The sequence below is a fragment of the Streptomyces sp. HPF1205 genome, from assembly GCF_020400825.1.
GTDB lineage: Bacteria > Actinomycetota > Actinomycetes > Streptomycetales > Streptomycetaceae > Actinacidiphila.
The window spans coordinates 174,221-190,581 of record NZ_JAINVH010000008.1 but is presented as its reverse complement, the minus strand read 5'-3'; the positions used below and the strand labels follow the sequence as shown (position 1 = coordinate 190,581).

The 16,361-nt window shown below is 74.6% G+C and carries 13 protein-coding genes and 2 pseudogenes; 6 read left to right on the top strand and 9 right to left on the bottom strand.

Features of this window, described 5'->3' with window-relative positions; all coding sequences use genetic code 11:
- Positions 1-42 precede the first annotated feature (42 nt).
- Genes K7G61_RS12015 through K7G61_RS12005 form a run of 3 tightly spaced genes read right to left on the bottom strand, consistent with a single transcriptional unit; the run spans position 43 to position 3,748 of the window.
- Entirely contained in the window at positions 43-2,676 is a 2,634-nt protein-coding gene (locus K7G61_RS12015; protein ID WP_225846736.1) for an ABC transporter permease, read from the bottom strand.
- The gene (locus tag K7G61_RS12010) at positions 2,673-3,446 is read right to left on the bottom strand and encodes an ABC transporter ATP-binding protein (protein ID WP_225846735.1); all 774 of its coding nucleotides are present in this window, start codon (positions 3,444-3,446) and stop codon (positions 2,673-2,675) included. Before K7G61_RS12010 ends, K7G61_RS12015 begins: the two co-directional genes overlap by 4 nt.
- The gene (locus K7G61_RS12005; protein ID WP_225846734.1) at positions 3,443-3,748 is read right to left on the bottom strand and encodes an SHOCT domain-containing protein; all 306 of its coding nucleotides are present in this window, start codon (positions 3,746-3,748) and stop codon (positions 3,443-3,445) included. Before K7G61_RS12005 ends, K7G61_RS12010 begins: the two co-directional genes overlap by 4 nt.
- A 275-nt stretch (positions 3,749-4,023) precedes the next feature.
- On the opposite strand from K7G61_RS12005, the gene K7G61_RS12000 reads away from it, so the two are divergent.
- Complete coding sequence (locus K7G61_RS12000) at positions 4,024-4,914, top strand: DUF2797 domain-containing protein (protein WP_225846733.1); 891 nt, start codon at positions 4,024-4,026, stop codon at positions 4,912-4,914.
- Between the two features lie 227 nt (positions 4,915-5,141).
- Here the strand turns inward: K7G61_RS12000 and K7G61_RS11995 are convergent, their stop codons facing one another.
- Complete coding sequence (locus K7G61_RS11995; protein WP_225846732.1) at positions 5,142-6,362, bottom strand: ROK family protein; 1,221 nt, start codon at positions 6,360-6,362, stop codon at positions 5,142-5,144.
- Between the two features lie 17 nt (positions 6,363-6,379).
- On the opposite strand from K7G61_RS11995, the pseudogene K7G61_RS11990 reads away from it, so the two are divergent.
- The 3 genes and pseudogenes from K7G61_RS11990 to K7G61_RS11980 all read left to right on the top strand — a co-directional run bounded on the left by K7G61_RS11990 (position 6,380) and on the right by K7G61_RS11980 (position 8,947).
- Positions 6,380-7,647 (top strand): annotated as a pseudogene (locus tag K7G61_RS11990) (MFS transporter).
- Positions 7,648-7,790: 143 nt separating this feature from the next.
- Entirely contained in the window at positions 7,791-8,174 is a 384-nt protein-coding gene (locus tag K7G61_RS11985) for an SCO4225 family membrane protein (protein ID WP_225846731.1), read from the top strand.
- A gap of 29 nt (positions 8,175-8,203) precedes the next feature.
- Positions 8,204-8,947, top strand: a complete 744-nt coding sequence (locus K7G61_RS11980; protein ID WP_225846730.1) for a maleylpyruvate isomerase family mycothiol-dependent enzyme — start codon at positions 8,204-8,206, stop codon at positions 8,945-8,947.
- Between the two features lie 128 nt (positions 8,948-9,075).
- On the opposite strand, the gene K7G61_RS11975 is transcribed toward K7G61_RS11980, so the two are convergent.
- Positions 9,076-9,501 carry a MarR family winged helix-turn-helix transcriptional regulator gene (locus tag K7G61_RS11975; RefSeq protein ID WP_225846729.1) on the bottom strand — a complete coding sequence of 142 codons (426 nt, stop codon included), beginning with the start codon at positions 9,499-9,501 and terminating at the stop codon, positions 9,076-9,078.
- 85 nt (positions 9,502-9,586) lie between these two features.
- Between K7G61_RS11975 and K7G61_RS11970 the strand changes: the two genes are divergently transcribed.
- Positions 9,587-11,107 carry an MFS transporter gene (locus K7G61_RS11970; RefSeq protein WP_225846728.1) on the top strand — a complete coding sequence of 507 codons (1,521 nt, stop codon included), beginning with the start codon at positions 9,587-9,589 and terminating at the stop codon, positions 11,105-11,107.
- Positions 11,108-11,371: 264 nt separating this feature from the next.
- Here K7G61_RS11970 and K7G61_RS11965 read toward each other — a convergent pair whose 3' ends face one another.
- The 3 genes and pseudogenes from K7G61_RS11965 to K7G61_RS11955 form a co-directional block, all read right to left on the bottom strand.
- On the bottom strand, positions 11,372-12,037 hold the full coding sequence (locus K7G61_RS11965; RefSeq protein WP_225846727.1) for a response regulator transcription factor: 666 nt from the start codon (positions 12,035-12,037) through the stop codon (positions 11,372-11,374).
- Positions 12,034-13,383, bottom strand: a complete 1,350-nt coding sequence (locus K7G61_RS11960; RefSeq protein WP_225846726.1) for a sensor histidine kinase — start codon at positions 13,381-13,383, stop codon at positions 12,034-12,036. Before K7G61_RS11960 ends, K7G61_RS11965 begins: the two co-directional genes overlap by 4 nt.
- Before the next feature lie 248 nt (positions 13,384-13,631).
- Positions 13,632-14,327, bottom strand: a pseudogene (locus K7G61_RS11955) (TetR/AcrR family transcriptional regulator); the annotation flags it as partial.
- 126 nt (positions 14,328-14,453) lie between these two features.
- Between K7G61_RS11955 and K7G61_RS11950 the strand changes: the two are divergent.
- On the top strand, positions 14,454-14,909 hold the full coding sequence (locus tag K7G61_RS11950) for a nitroreductase family deazaflavin-dependent oxidoreductase (protein ID WP_225846725.1): 456 nt from the start codon (positions 14,454-14,456) through the stop codon (positions 14,907-14,909).
- A gap of 91 nt (positions 14,910-15,000) precedes the next feature.
- Here the strand turns inward: K7G61_RS11950 and K7G61_RS11945 are convergent, their stop codons facing one another.
- Positions 15,001-16,251 carry a geranylgeranyl reductase family protein gene (locus tag K7G61_RS11945; RefSeq protein WP_225846724.1) on the bottom strand — a complete coding sequence of 417 codons (1,251 nt, stop codon included), beginning with the start codon at positions 16,249-16,251 and terminating at the stop codon, positions 15,001-15,003.
- Between the last annotated feature and the right edge of the window lie 110 nt (positions 16,252-16,361).

Genomic DNA, 16,361 nt, shown 5'->3' with positions numbered 1-16,361 from the left:
TGTCGCAGGCCTGCCTGCCGCGGGCGCGTGCCGCGTCGTTCCTCAGTCCGCAGCGATCGCCCGCAGCACGTCCAGCCGCGCCGCGCGCCTGGCCGGCCGCCATCCGGCCAGCGCCCCCGCCAGAACTCCGACCAGCACGACCACGGCCAAGGACACCGGGGGGACCGAGAAGGCGCCCGTGCCCGTGGTGTCGGTGGCCCGTACCAGCGCCCAGCCGATGAACACCCCGAGGCCCAGGCCGCCGGCCGTGCCGAAGGCGGCGACGACGACGGACTCCCACCGCACCATGGCCCGCGTCTGGGCCCTGGTCTGGCCGACCGCACGCAGCAGCCCCAGCTCGCGGGTGCGTTCGTGCACCGCGAGGGTCAGCGTGTTGGCGATGCCGAGCAGGGCGATCAGCACGGCGAGCGCCAGCAGCGCGTAGACCAGGGTCAGGAAGGTGTTGATGCCGGCCGCCGACGACGCGGCGTACTCGCTCTTCGTCCGCACGTCCGGACTGCCGAAGGGCACCACCGCCTTCTCGACGGCCGCCTTACCGGCCTCGATGGTCACTCCCGGCCTGAAGTCGATCGCCACCAGCGTGTCCTTGTCCTGCACGCGGTGCGGCGCCCAGGCGGCACGCGTCATCAGGTAGTCGCCCGCCAGGTCCGCCTGACCGTAGACCGCGCCCACGGTGAAGGGCAGCCGCCTGCCGTCGGTGAAGGCGAGTGTGACGCGGCTGCCGGTGGTCCAGCCGTGCTTGTCGGCCTCGTTCCGGGACACGGCGATGGCGTGGGTGCCCAGACCGGCGAGCGAGCCGCGCACGGTGCCGAGGTCCAGCAGCCGCGACAGCGCCACCGGGTCGGTGACCGTCAACCGGCGTCCGGCGCCATCGACTTCCGCGAGCCCCTGGCCGAGCCCGACCGCGTCCTTCACCTGCGGCAGCCGGGCGACGGCCGGCGCCAGCCGGGGGCTGATGCCGCTGCCGCCGGCCCCGTACACGGGTTCGCTGATGGCCACGTCCCCCGCGAAGGACCGGTTCACCGTCCGGTCCATGGTGGCCTTCATCGAAGCGCCGAGCACGGCGAAGAGGGAGACGACCGCCACGCCGATCATCAGCGCGGTCGCCGTGGCGGCCGTGCGCCCGGGACTGCGCAGGGCGTTGCGGCGGGCGAGCGCGCCCGTAACTCCTCGCAGCCTGGCGACGGGCGCGCCCAGCGCCCTTACCGCGAAGGAGGAGGCGACCGGACCGAGCGCCACGAAGGCCGCGAGGGTGAGCACCGCGCCCAGAGCCGCGGCCGGCACATTGGTGCCCGCCACTCCCACCACGGTGAGCGTGACACCCGCCGCCGCCGTGACCGTGCCGGTGACGGTCCTGCGCCGGGAGGCGCCGGTGGCGTCGACGGCGGTCTCGCGCAGCGCGGCGATCGGCGCGGTACGGCCGGCGCGTACGGCGGGCAGCACGGCGGATCCCACGCACACCAGCACCCCGACCGCCAGTGGTACGGCCATCGCCGCCGCCTTGATGACGAGGCCGCTGCGCGGGAAGGGAAACCCGGCGGCCGGGAACAGCGCCTGCAGTCCCGCCGCGATGCCGATGCCCCCGGCCAGGCCGGCGAGCGAGGCCAGCAGCGCCACGACCGTGGCCTCGGCAATGGTCGCGCCGAGCACCTGGCGGCGGGTCGCGCCGAGCGCCCTCAGCAGCGCGTTCTCCCGGGTGCGTTGGGCGACGACGATCGCGAAGGTGTTGTGGATGCTGAACGTGGCCACCAGCAGCGCGATCCCCGCGAACACCAGGAGCAGGCTCGTGAAGACGGTGAGGAAGGCCCCAGCCGTCGACGATTCGGTCTCCTCGCTCGCCTTCTGCCCGGTGATGGCCTCGTAGTGCGCCGGCAGCACCCGCGCCACCCGCCGGGTCAGCTCCTCCTGCCCGATCCCCGGCTCGGCGCGCACCTTGACGGTGGTGGCCTCACCTGGCGCGGGCATCAGGTGGCGCTGCGCGTCCGCGAGCGTCAGCGCGGTGTACGTGGACCCGCCCTGCTGGTCCTGGCCGCCGAAGGTGGCGATGCCGACGATGGTGATCCTCACCGGGTCGGGGGTGCGCAGGATCGTCGTGTCGCCGATGCGCAGCTTGGCCCGGTCGGCGGTCGAGCGAAGGATCACCGCGTCACCCGGGCGGGCGGGGGCGTGCCCCTGGACAAGTTCGTACGGGTTGAGCCGCGGGTCGGTGATCCAGTTGGAGGCGACGGTCGGGCCCCTGTTCCGCATCGACTTGCCGTCACGGGCGACGAGCTGCCCCGCGCCCTCTATGTCGGGCACGGCGGCCGCCACACCGGGCACCTCGCGGATGGTGCCGATCAGGTCGGTCGGCACGGGTTCACGGCTGCCCGGGCCCGGACCCGCCTTGATCTGGTCGGCGCCGCGCACGACGGTGTCGGTCCCGTTGTTGGCGTCCGCGAACAGCCTGCCGAAACTGTGCCGCAGGGTGTCCCCCATGACCATGGTGCCGGCCAGGAACGCCACGCCCAGGAAGACGGCGAGGAAGGTGCCCGCGAACCGCCGCTTGTGGGCGCGCAGGGCCGCGAGTCCGATCCGCGCCGAGGCGCGGACCGCGCTCCCGCCGGGACTTCGGCGCGCGCCGGGCCCGGCCTTCCCGCCCGGACTTCCACGGTGGGCGGTGCCGGTGGAGACGCTCATCGGGACACTCCCCCGCCGCGCCCGTCGAACGCCTTCATCCGGTCCAGCACCCTGGCCGCGGTCGGCGCGGCCATCCGGTCCACGAGGCGGCCGTCGGCGAGGAACACCACCTCGTCGGCGTGCGCGGCCGCGCCCGGGTCGTGCGTGACCATCACCACGGTGCGGCCCATGTCGCGCACCGCCCGGCCGAGCAGGTCCAGCACCTCGCCGCCGGAGCGCGAGTCGAGGTTGCCGGTGGGTTCGTCCGCGAACACCACCTCGGGGCGGCCGGCCAGGGCACGCGCGACCGCGACGCGCTGCTGCTGGCCGCCGGACAGCTCGCTCGGCCGGTGCCGCAGCCGGCCGCCGAGGCCGACGACGTCGATCAGGGCGTCCACCCAGGCGTCGTCGGTGCGGCGGCCGGCCAGGTCCAGGGGCAGGGTGATGTTCTCGGCGACCGTGAGGGTGGGCACGAGGTTGAACGCCTGGAAGACGAAGCCGACGCGCTCGCGGCGCAGCAGCGTCAACTCCCGGTCGCTCAGGGAGCCGAGCGCGGTCCCGCCGATGTAGGCGGTTCCCGACGTCAGCGTGTCCAGTCCCGCGGCGCAGTGCATGAGCGTCGACTTGCCCGAGCCCGAGGGGCCCATGATCGCGGTGAACCGCCCCGCGGGGAACCCCACGGTCACCGCGTCCAGGGCGCGGACGGCCGCGTCCCCCGAGCCGTACACCTTGGCGGCGTCGACCACGCGGGCCGCGGTCTTCGTGTCCAGGTCCGTCGTTCCGGCGCTCACGCCGCGCCGCCCTTCCGGTCGCGCGGCGCCCTGGCGAAGTGCTCCTCCAGCACCGACATGCGCCGCCAGTACTCCTCTTCGTCGATCTCCCCGGCGGCGAACCGCCTGCCGAGCACGGCCATCGGCGAGTTCTCGCCGCCCGGGCCGCCGGGGCCGCCCACGCGGTGCTGCCACGGCCCGCCGCGCCGCCATCCGGTCCGCCGTACCAGCGTGATCACGGTGGCCACGACGGCCGCCCAGACCAGCGGCATCAGCAGCACCCAGGGGCCGGGGCCTCCGCCATGCCAGGCGAGTGTCGTCATCGCCCGTCACCTCCTTGTCGCCTGTCTTTCGTCCGACACTTCGAGCCTCCCGTTCGGCGGGGGCCGCGTCGTCGTCCCGGCAGCGGCGGCGGCGCTGCTACGGCGGGAGTAGACGGCGGTCGCCCGACTGCTCCGGACGGGGGCCCGAAGGAGCGGGCCACGCGGGCGCACGGCAGGGCGGCGGCAAGCGGACGGCGGCCGGACGCGGTTGTCCCCGGGGGCGGGGAGCGCCCGGCCGGGGCGGATTGTCAGTGGGTGCCCGTAGAGTCCTGGACATGCGGTGTACGGGGATTCGGTGGCGCGACGGGCGGCCCGCGTGGGGCTGGCGCGACGAGCGCGGCGGGACACGGCTGAGCCCGGTGGCGGTGGGCGGGGCCGTGCGGTTCGCCGTGGCGGCGGACGGCCTCAGGCTGTGCGGCGGGGTGGCCAGGGGCGGAAGGTGGACCGCCTGCCCGTACGCGGCCGAGCTGGCTCCGGGCGCGCGCGGCGACCAGTGCGCCCGGTGCGCCGCGCTCGACCGCTCCTCGTCCGTGGCGGCGGACACCCGTGCCGACGACCCCCGCCCGTACAGCGTCTACCTGGCGTACTTCGGCCCGGGCCTGCGCAAGGTCGGGATCACCGCGACCGTGCGCGGTGCCGCCCGCCTGCTGGAGCAGGCCGCGGTGTGCTTCACCTTCCTCGGTGAGGGTCCGCTGATGACGGCGCGCCGCACCGAGGCGGTCCTGGGCGCCGCTCTGCGCATCCCCGACCGGGTCGCGAGCGAGGCCAAGCGCGACGCCCGCTTCCGCCTGCCGCCGGTTGAGCGGCGCGCCGCCGAACTCCGGGCGGCGTACGAGGAGGTGACGGGCCTTGGCGGAAGCCTGCCCGACTCCCTGCGCCCGAGCCCCTTCGCACCGGTCGACCACGCCGCCCTCTTCGGGCTCGACGGAGTGGGAGCGGGCCCGGACGCCGAGGTCACCGCGCTCCCGCCGGGCAGCGTCCTCGCCGGCACCGTCACGGCCGTCGCCGGCCACGACTTGTACGTGCGGACGGCGGGGCGCGGCCTGCTGCTGGTGGACACCCGCCTCACCGCCGGCCTGACACTCATAGCTACGAGCGCCACGGCGACCACGGTTCCGGCCGCCCCGGTGCGCCCGGCGTCGGCGGAGCCCCGGCCGCTGTTCTGACAACGCGCGGCCAAGGCGCCGACCCGCGCCCGCGCGTACCGCGCGTGGACGGCGGCCGTGCGGTCCCGGCCGGATCCGCCGACTCGCGCCCGCGTACCGCACCCCGTGCCGACCGCACCGGTTGCGCCTACCGCCCTGCGTCCGCGCTGGGGAGGGCGCCTTCCGCCACGTCGGCGGCCGTTCGCCGCGCCGAGGGCAGGGACCGGCCCCGCGACCCCTCGCAGCGCCTACCCGAGGACCGAAAGCGGATCGTCGAGCACCGGCTGCCAGGCAAGCTCCGCTGCCCCCACGAGGCTGTTGTGGTCCAGCGCGCACGCGAGCAGCGGCACGCTGCCGCTGCGGCCCCACAAGCTGCGGTCGGCGACCACGGAACGCAGGGCTTCCGGGTCGGCGTCGAGCAGGTGCCGATGCAGCCCGCCGAGGAGGATCCGGTCGGGGTTGAGGACGTTGACCAGTCCGGCCAGCCCCCGCCCCAGCCGGTCGATCAGCACATGGGCGGCGGCCCGCACCGACGGGTCGGCGTACTCCTCCCGGAGCAGGTCGCGCGCCTGCTGGAAGAGCGACACCTCGGGTCCGGGGTCGCGTCCCGCCGCCTCCAGGAAGGCGAGCGGGTCCGCCTCGACGTCCAGGCAGCCGCGGCTGCCGCAGTGGCAGGGCCGGCCGTCCGGCACCACGGTCAGGTGCCCCACCTCAAGGGCGAGGCCGGAGCTGCCGGTGTGCAGCCGTCCCCCGAGCACGAGCGCCCCGCCGACCCCTCGGTGGCCGGAGGCGACCACCAGGAGGTGCTGGGCGTCACGGCCGGCGCCGTGCCGGTGCTCGGCGAGGGCCGCCACGTTGACGTCATTGCCCACGAACGACGGCACCTGCTCGCCGTCCGGCCCGAGTACGCCCAGCCGTGCGAGCTGAGCGGCGAAGATCTCGCGCACCGGCGCGCCCGCGGGCCAGGCCAGGTGGAGCGGATTGAGCGCGGTGCCCTCGGGTTCGGCGACCGCGGACGGCACGGCGAGCCCGGCGCCGACGCAGACGCGGCCCGACTCGCGCAGCAGCTCCGCTCCCGCCTCCACCACCGCGCCCAGGACGTGCGCGGGATCGGCCGGCACAGTCATGCTCCCGGGCGCGGTGGCCACGATCTCCCCGCCGAGCCCCACGAGCGCGGCGCGGAAGCCGTCGGCGTGCACCTGCGCGGCGAGGGCCACGGGGCCGCCCGGGGCCACGTCGAGCCGGTGCGAGGGGCGGCCCTGCGCGCCGGACGGGCCCAACGGCCGGGTGTCGACCCGGATCAGCCCGAGCGCCTCCAGCTCGGCGGCGACCGCCCCCGCCGTCGCCCGGGTGACCCCGAGCCCGGCGGTGAGCAGCGCGCGGGTCGGTGCCCGCCCGGTGTGCACGAGCGAAAGCGCGGGGCCGAGAGCCCCCCGGCCCCGCTCAAGCCTTGTCCGAATCTGCGTCACCCCTCTATTCTCACTTTGTGCCGAAGCTAAACAAAATAGGGACGGCGCTGTCCCGCTCGCACCACCGCCCCGCCGCCGACCCGGTCCTGCGGCGCCTGCGCATCGCCCTCACCGCCTTCTTCGCCGTCGACGGCTTCCTGTTCGCCGGCTGGGTGGTCCGTATCCCCGCCATCAAGGCACAGGTCGGCGCCTCCGCGGGGCAACTGGGCCTGGCCCTGCTCGGCGTGTCCGCAGGCGCGGTGGCCACCATGGTGCTCACCGGCCGGATGTGCCGCTCCTTCGGCAGCGAGCGGGTCACGGTGGTCACCGGGGTGATGCTGTCGCTGAGCATCGCCCTGCCGCCGCGTACCCACTCGGCCCTGGCCCTGGGCCTGGTGCTGCTCTGCTTCGGCACTTCCTACGGCGGCCTCAACGTGGCCATGAACAGCGCCGCCGTCGACCTGGTGGCGGCCCTGCGCCGCCCGGTGATGTCCGGCTTCCACGCCGCCTACAGCCTCGGCGGCCTGATCGGCGCGGGCCTCGGCGGCCTGCTGGCGCCGCACTTGTCGCCCGCGACCCATCTGCTGCTGCTCACTCCGGTGGGTCTGGTCGTGGTCGCGGCGGCCGGCCGGGTCGTGCTGGCTCACCCGATCGGTCGTCCACCGGCCCGCGCGCACGAGGCCGGCGCGCGCCGGGCGGAGGCGCGAGGAGAGGAGGAGCGTCAGGACGGGGCCCGGCGGCGCCGGGGGGAGGGCGGCGCGCTGCTGGTCGCCGTCTTCGGCCTGATCGCGGCGTGCACGGCGTACGGCGAGGGCGCGCTCGCGGAGTGGGGCCCGCTGCACATCCAGCAGGACCTGCACGGCGGTCCCGGCATCGCGGCGGCGGGGTACGCCTGCGTGGCCATGGCCATGACGCTGGGCCGGCTGTCCGGCACCACCCTGATCATCCGGCTCGGCCGAACCCGCGCGCTCGTACTCGGCGGCCTCACGGCGTGCGCCGGCATGCTCCTGGGCGCGCTGGCCCCGGCGCTGTGGCTGGTCATGGCGGGCTTCGCGCTGACCGGTCTGGGCCTGGCCAACCTCTTCCCGACCGCGATCGCCCTGGCGGGCGAACTGACCGCCCCAGCGGGGTGGCCGCCGCCTCCACCCTGGGTTACGGCGGCATGCTCCTCGGGCCGCCCTCGATCGGCTTCCTCGCCGACTCCTTCGGACTGCCGACCGCCCTCACCACGGTCGCGGCACTGGCGGCCGTCGCGGCGGGGATCGCGTGGGCGGTACGGCGCGAGGGGCCGGGCTCCGCCGCCTGAGAGCGCCGGGCCGCGTCGCGTCCCCCGCGGGCCCGGCCGACTTTGACGTACATCACAGGCGCCGGCCGGCCGCCCGCACGGCATGCTTGTCGGTACACTCGGGGCGCCGCCCCGTACCGAGCCGGGCACCCGCAGGAGGAGTGATGCGTATACCGGCGTGGGCGGCCGCCGCCGCCAGGCCCGTGGTCAAGGAGCGGGTCTCGAGGGTGTACCTGTGCGTCGTCGGTGCGGCGCTGGTGCTGGTCCTCCTCGATTCCGCGCTGTTCTCGCAGCGCCGGCTCTCGCCGACCGGGGTGCTGCTGCTCCTGCTGACCCTGCCCTGGACCCCGCCGCTGTGGTCGGTGTTCGCCGCGCTGGGTGGGATGGACAAGTACACGACCGCGTACGGCTGGTGGGGGTGGTCGCTGACGCTGCTGGCGGCGGTGGTGTCGGCCCTGGTCAACGCGACGCTGCTCGGCTGGGCCGCCCGCGTGCGCCGCCGCCGGGTACCGGCGCGCCGAGCGCCCGGACGGCGCCGGTCCGTGTAAGCGCCACCGTCCTCCTGCACAATCCTCCTGTGGAGACCACCGATTTCATCGAGGTACTGCGCCGGGAGGGTCCGCTGCTGGCCGACGCGGCGCACGGCGCGGGTCTGGACGCCCGTGTGCCGCCCTGTCCCGGCTGGAAGGTCCGCGACTTGCTGGTGCACACCGGAGCGGTGCACCGCTGGGCGGCGGACTACGTCCTCGGCTGCGGCACCGAGCCGACCGAATGGGACGAGACCGCGCCGGTGGACACGAAACTGGTCGACTGGTACCGCGAGGTGCACGGCAGGCTCGCCGACGCGCTCGGCACCGCCCCCGCCGACACCGCCTGCTGGTACTTCCTGCCCGCGCCCTCGCCGCTGGAGGGCTGGGCCCGCCGGCAGGCCCACGAGACCACCGTCCACCGGATCGACGCCGAGGCGGCGCTCGGCGTCGGCCACTCGGCGGTGGACGCCTCGTTCGCGGCCGACGGTGTCGACGAACTGCTCACCGGTTTCCACGCCAGAGCCCGCAGCAAGGTCCGCACCGCGCAGCCGCGCACCATGCTCGTACGCTCCCTCGACACCGGCCACGACTGGTTGGTGCGCCTGTCCGCGGAGCCGCCCGTGACCGAGCGCTCGCCCGCGGGCGCCGGCGCCGGCGCCGACTGCACGGTGAGCGGCGAGGCCGGCGACCTCTACCTGGCGCTGTGGAACCGCGGCCCGTACGAGACCCTGTCCGTCGAGGGCGACAGGTCGCTGCTCGAACTGTGGCAGCGGACGGGAGCCATCACATGAGCCGCGCTGCCGCGACAGTGCCGCCCGAACGGGCCCGCGGGTAGCCGGTACCGAGCCGCCGGGTTACCCGGCGGCTCGCGGTGGCCGAGGCGGTCGAACGCCCGGGCGGGCGCGCCGGACCGCCCGGCTCAGCCCAGCTCCGACTCCGTCAGCGCCTTCGCGTCCTTGGGCAGCATCCGTTCGAGTACGGCCAGATGGCCGGGGCGTGCCCGTTCGTACCGCTCGCGGCCGGCGGCGGTGATGGCGACGCGCACCCCGCGCCGGTCCTCGTCGCAGATGCCGCGGTCCACCAGGCCCTCCTTCTCCAGCCGGGCGACCAGCCGGGAGAGGGCGCTCTGACTGAGATGGACGCGGTCGGCGAGTTCCTGGACGCGGAAGGAGCAGCCGCCGTCCTGCGGGTCGCCACCGGCGAGCACGTCGAGAACCTCGAAGTCACTGGCGCCGAGCCCGAACTGGTGCAGTTCGCGATCGATCTCACAGGCCGTACGCGCGTGGATGGCGAGGATCTCCCGCCACTCCGCCATGAGCGCTCGGTCCTTCACATCGCCGGTCATGACCAGAGGGTAGCAAAAAACGGACGAGAATGCACGTTCATTAAATGCGCTTGCATTGAATGCGCGTGCATGTAAGTCTGTCGTCATGACCTCTCCGTCAACTACCGTCCCCCGCACCGAAGACCGATGGAGTGCCCGCCAGTGGGGCACGCTCTTCGTGCTCTGCGGCGCGCTGTTCCTCGACGCCCTCGACGTGTCGATGGTCGGCGTTGCGCTTCCCTCGATCGGTGCCGACCTGCATCTTTCGACTTCCTCACTGCAGTGGGTCGTCAGCGGTTACATCCTCGGTTACGGCGGTCTGCTGCTGCTCGGCGGCCGGGCGGCCGACCTGCTCGGAAGGCGCCGGGTCTTCCTGACCGCACTCGCCGTCTTCGCCGTGGCCTCCCTGCTGGGCGGACTCGTCGACTCCGGTTCGCTGCTGATCGCCACCCGCTTCATCAAGGGCCTGAGCGCCGCGTTCACGGCGCCCGCGGGCCTGTCCATCATCACCACCACGTTCGCCGAGGGGCCCGTCCGCAACCGCGCCCTGACCATCTACTCCAGCTGCGGCGCCACCGGCTTCTCGATGGGCCTGGTGCTCTCCGGCTTCCTCACCGAGGCGGGCTGGCGCTGGACGATGCTGCTGCCCGCGCCCGTCGCCGTGGTGGCGCTGGTCGCCGGTCTGAAACTGATCCCCAGGACCCCGCGGGAGAAGCGCGAGGGCCGCGGGTACGACCTGCCGGGCGCCATCACCGGCACCGGGGCGATGCTCCTGCTGGTGTTCACCGTTGTCTCCGCGGGCCAGGCCGGCTGGGCCTCCACCCGGACGCTCGGTTCCTTCGCCGGGGTCGCCGCGCTGCTGGCCGCCTTCGTCACCATCGAGAACCGCTCGTCCCACCCGCTGATCCGGCTCGCCGTGCTGCGCACCTCCAACCAGGTGCGGGCCAACCTGGGCGCGGCCACGTTCTTCGGCTCCTACGTGGCGTTCCAGTTCCTCGTCACGCAGTACCTGCAGAACGTGCTCGGCTACAGCGCGATGCAGACCGCCCTGGCCTTCCTGCCGGCCGGTGCCCTGGTGGCGATCCTGTCCACGCGGATGGGCCCGATCGTGGACCGCTTCGGCACCTTGCGGGTGATCGCCTTCGGCTTCGCCGCCCTGGTGGTGGGTTACGTCCTCTTCCTGCGGATCAATCTGCACCCCAGCTACCCGGCGGTGATCCTGCCGTCGATGCTGCTGCTGGGCGCCGCCTTCGCCACCGGCTTCCCGTCGCTGAACATCCAGGCGACCAACGGCGTCCGCAACGAGGAGCAGGGCATGGTCTCCGGCCTGCTCAACACCTCCTTCCAGGTCGGCGGTGCCATCTTCCTCGCGGTGGTGACAGCGGTCGTCACCTCCGGTTCCGGCCGGCACGCGGCCGGCAAGCAGGCCGTCCTCGACAGCTACCGGCCCGGCCTGTGGACGGTCACCGGGATCGCCGCCGTCGGCCTGCTGCTCACTCTGTCCGGTCTGCGGTCCCGGCGTCCCTCCTACGGCACGCTGGTCGCCTCCTCCTCGGACGCGAAACCGCCCGTCGAGGCGTCCGACGCGGTCGCCGAGCGGTCGCAGCAGGTCGCGGTGCGCGACTGATTCCGGTGGCAGGGCCGCCCGCCGGCCCCGCCCCCCGGTCGGACCGGCCCCGCGCGAGGAGGGAACGCGCGGGGCCGGTCGGCGTGCGGGGGCGGTCGGCGTGCGGGGGGCGGCTACGGGGGTTCGCCGGGGGCGGCGGCGGGCGGCGGCCTTGCGGGTCCTGGCCTCGCGGGCATCGCCCGGGCGGGCCCTGCCGGGGTGCGGGCCCTGCCGGGGTGCGGGCCCTGCCGGGGTGCGGGGGTCGGGCCTTGCGGGAACGGCCGGTCAGCCGAGCCAGCCCGGTCGGACCAGACCGGATTCGTAGGCGAGGACGACCAGCTGGGCGCGGTCGCGGGCACCGAGCTTCACCATCGCGCGGCTGACGTGCGTCTTGGCGGTGAGCGGGCTGACCACGAGGCGGCGGGCGATCTCCTCGTTGGACAGGCCGATGCCGACCAGTGCCATCACCTCCCGCTCGCGGTCGGTCAACTGGTCGAGGGCGGCGGCCGCGGCGGGCGCCTTGGAACGGGCGGCGAACTCCGCGATGAGGCGGCGGGTGACGCCGGGCGACAGCAGGGCGTCACCGTCCGCCACGGTGCGCACGGCCCGCAGCAGTTCCTCGGGTTCGGTGTCCTTGACCAGGAAGCCGGAGGCTCCGGCGCGGATCGCCTCGAAGACGTATTCATCGAGCTCGAAGGTCGTGAGGATGACGACCTTCACACCGGCCAGGGCGGGGTCCTCGGTGATCCTGCGTGTGGCGGCGAGTCCGTCCATGGCCGGCATCCGGATGTCCATCAGCACGGTGTCCGGGGTCAGTTCGCGTATCCGGCGCAGCGCCTGCTCACCGTCCGCCGCCTCCCCCACCACCTCGATGTCGCCCTGAGCGTCCAGCAGGGCTCGGAAGCCCGCCCTGACCAGCACTTGGTCGTCGGCCAGCAGTACGCGGATCATGGGCGCTCCTCGGCGGGGGTCCTGCGGTCGGCCGGGCGGCGACCGGTACGGGCGGAGGCGGCGCCGTCCGGACCTGTGCTCCCTGCGCCGGTGCGGCCCGCGTCGGCGCGGCCGGCCGCAGGGGCTGCCGGACGGTCGGGGTACCGGGCCGCGGACCGGCCGGACAGGGGATCGGGCGCGGCGAGCGGAAGCCGGGCATGTACGCGGAAGCCGCCGTCGGGGCGGGGGCCGGTCTCGACGGTGCCGCCGAGCGCGGCGGCCCGCTCGCGCATGCCGACCAGGCCGTTGCCGCCGCCGGTCTCGCCGCCGTCGACCGCCGGGCCGTCGTCGTCCACCGAGAGGTCGAGCAGACCGGGCAGATAGGCCAGCCGGACCCGGGCCGCCCTGGCGCCGGAGTGCCGCACGATGTTGGTCAGCGCCTCCTGGACGATACGGAAGGCGGCGAGGTCGGCCCCCGGGGGCAGCGGGACCCGGTCCCCGTGCACCTCGACGTCGGCGGTCAGCCCGGCGGCGGTGGCCTGCTCGACGAGTTCGGGCAGCCGGTCGAGGCCGGGAGCGGGCGATCGGGGCGCCTCGCCGGGGGCCCGCAGGGTGCTGAGCACCTGGCGGACCTCCCCCAGCGCCTCCTTGCTCGCCGCCTTGATGGTGGTCAGCGCGGTACGCGCCTGCTCCGGCCGCTCGTCCATGAGCGCGAGGGCCACGCCGGCCTGCACGTTGATCACCGAGATGCTGTGGGCGAGGACGTCGTGCAGTTCGCGGGCGATCCGCATCCGCTCGCCGTCCACCCTGCGCCGCTCGGCCTCCTCCCGCTCCCTGCGCTCCCTGGCGATCTGCTCCCGGCGCAGCCGGTACAGCTCCGCCGCGGCGAGAACGGCGAGCAGCCAGGCCGCGACGCCCGACTCCTCGGCCCAGGAGGCACCGTGGTCGTGAGCGGGCGGCAGCCAGCGGTAGAGCCACTGGCCGACCACCGCGTGCCCGGCGTAGGCCACGGCGGCGATGATGAGTACGGCCCGGCGGTGACCGGCGGCCACCGCGCTGAAGAACGCCACGACGAAGCTGGCGAAGACCGGCCCCCAGGGGTATCCGAGGGCGAGGTAGAGCAGGGTGATCGCGCCCGTGGCGGCCGCCACGGCCACCGGACGGCGGCGGCGCAGGAGCAGCAGCGCGGGACCGGCCAGCAGCAGGAGGTAGCCCAGCGCGTCGAGCGTGACCCGCTGGGTCTGATGCCGCCCGGCCGCGCTGGAGCCGCCCACCTGGACGAACGCCAGCAGCAGGGCGGGGAACCAGGCGGGGCGCGCGCCTGGACCCCAGCGGCGGCGCCGCCCAGACGGTTCCTCGTACGTCATGCGTCCCACGCTAGACCGGGGCCGGCGGCCCGGGCGTCCGTCGGCAGGGGGCCGTGCCGCTACTTCGCGGGGAGTACGCCGGCCCCCGCGCTCGCCGCGTCGCCGGCGCTCGCCGTGTCGTCGGCGCTCGCCGTGTCGTCGGCGCCTTCCTTGCCTTCCGCGCCTTCCGTACGCTCCGCACCGTCCGCCGGTATGCCCTGGTCCTCGTCGGCGGGCCGGTGAGCGCCCGCCCCGTCGAACCCGGCGACGCGCAGGCCGGTCTGTGCGGCCACAGCGGCGGCGGCCCGGTCGAAGAACTCCGCGCGGGCCTCGACGACCTGGTTGAACTGGCCGAACACCTCGAAGCTGATGATGCCGAAGACCTGTGCCCAGGCGGCCACGAGCGCGGCGATGACGGGCACGGGCAGTTCGGGGGCGAGGTCGGCCGCCAGCCGGGCGGCGTCCACCCGGACGGGACCGGCGAGCGGTCTGCCGGGAGGGGGGCCGAGCAGGCCCCGCCGGTGGGCGTCACGGGCCACGGCGACCAGGGCGAGACCCACCCGGGAGCCGGGCACGACGGTGTCCTGCGGGGCCGAGTAGCCGGGCACCGGCGAGCCGTAGATCAGGGCGTATTCGTGCGGGTGGGCCACCGCCCAGTCGCGGGCGGCCCGGCACACGGCGATCCAGCGGACAAGCGGGTCGGCTTCCGGTCCGACCGCTTCCGCGGCGGCCTCGGCCGCGGCTCCTATGGCGTCGTAGGCGTCGATGATCAGCGCGGTGAGCAGGTCGTCCCGGCTGGGGAAGTAGCGGTAGAGGGCGGAGGAGACCATGCCGAGCTCCCGGGCGACCGCGCGCAGCGAGAGGCCGGTGGGCCCCGCGGCGGCGACCTGCCGTCTGGCTTCTTCCTTTATGGCCGCCGTGATTTCCACGCGGGCGCGTTCCCGTGCTCCTCGGATGACACTCATGCGATCAAGTGTGCCACATGCCGGAGCATCGACCACGAATGAGAGCGGTGCTCTTGTTTTTCGGCGGCCGCTCTGTCACGCTGTTCTCAAGCGAGAGCACCGCTCTCCCGATCGACTGGAGCCGTCATGTCCGAGCAGGTCCTGCACGTCAAGAAGCCCGGCTGGTTCACGCGCAACGTCTTCAACCGGCTGTTGGCCTGGCTCACCCGCCGCGGCCTGAGCGTGTGGGGGTCCCGAGTCCTGGCCGTGCGCGGGCGGAAGAGCGGCCAGTGGCGGCAGACGCCGGTCAACGTGCTGACGCTGGACGGAGAGCGGTACCTGGTGGCCCCCCGCGGCCACGTCCAGTGGACGCACAACATGCGGGAGGCCGGCGGCGGCCGCCTGATACTGGGCAAGCACGTCGAGGAGTTCGCCGCCACCGAGGTCGCCGACGACGAGAAGCCGGTTGTCCTGCGGTCCTACCTGAAGCGGTGGAAGGCCGAGGTGGGAGTGTTCTTCCGCGGCGTCGGCCCGGACTCCACGGACGAGCAGTTGCGGGAAATAGCGCCCGATCACCCCGTCTTCCGGATCCAGGCCCGCTGACCGCGCGGCGCCGCGCAACCGGCGGTGGGACCGGCCTCCCGCCCCGGGCCGAAAGGCCGCGGTCCGGACGCGCGGGCACCCACGCGCCGGCTCACGACCGGTCGGCGGCCTCCAGTGCGCGGCGGGCCAGCGGGTGGGTCCGGACGAGTTCGGCCAGCGAGCGCTTGCCGCGGGTGACGCCCGCGAAGGCGCGCCAGGCCGGTGGGAAGCTGGTGAGAGCCGCGTGCAGGATGCCCGGACGCTTCTCGAACAGGGCCAGCATCCGCCGGCCGACCCCCATCTCGACACCGAGCCCGGCCTTGACGGCGAAGGCGTAGTTGAGTGCCTGCCGACGGGCGTCCACCGCGTCGTGGGCCTCGGCGATGCGCACCGCCCACTCCCCCGCGAGACGTCCCGAGCGCAGGGCGTAGGAGATGCCTTCACGTGTCCACGGTTCGAGCAGGCCCGCGGCGTCCCCGCACACCAGCACGCGCCCGCGGGAGAGCGGGGAGTCATCGGCGCGGCAGCGGGTCAGATGGCCGGAGGAGACGCTGGGCTCGAAGCCGGCCAGGCCCAGGCGGGCGATGAAATCGTCCAAGTAGCGCTTGGTGGCGCCGCCGTCGCCGCGGGCGGAGATGACGCCCACAGTGAGGGAGTCGCCCTTGGGAAAGACCCAGCCGTAACTGCCGGGCAGCGGCCCCCAGTCGATGTGCACCCGGCCGGCCCAGTCCTCGGCGACCGCCGCGGGTACCGGGATCTCCGACTCCAGACCGAGGTCGACCTGGTCGAGTTTGACCCCGACGTGAGCTCCTATCCGGCTGGCGCTGCCGTCGGCGCCGACCACGGCCCGGGCGTAGACGACCTCCTCCTCGCGCTTGCCGCCCGCGCCGCCGCCGTTCAGTATCACGGCGACCGTGCGGCGGTCCGGTACGCCGGGGCCGTGCTGCTCCACCCGGGAGACGGTCGCGCCGGTGCGCACTTCGGCGCCGGCCGCGCGGGCGGCCTCGACCAGGCCGGCGTCGAACTCCGGCCGGTTGATGAGGCCGAAGAGCATCTGCCGGGACCGCTTGGTTCGGGTGAGCCGGCCGTTGAGGCTGAAGGTCACGGCGTGCACCCGGTCCCGCAGCGGGAGTTCGTACCCCGGCGGCAGGGAGTCCCGGGAGGGGCCGATGATGCCGCCGCCGCACGTCTTGTACCTGGGGAGTTCGGCCTTCTCCAGCAGCAGCACCCGGCGGCCCGTCACGGCCGCCGCGTGGGCGGCCGAGGCTCCGGCGGGACCCGCGCCGACCACCACGACGTCCCAGACGGGGGCCGTCCGGCCGTCCCCCGCACCGCTGTCCTGCCCCGCCTGCTCACCGCTCACGTCTGTTTTCGCTCCCGCTCGGCCCGACCGGCTGTCGTCGCTGTTCAGCCGCATCCTATTGCGCCCGACAGGCTCGCCGGGCTGTGGCACCATCGGCAGCGTGCCGTTGG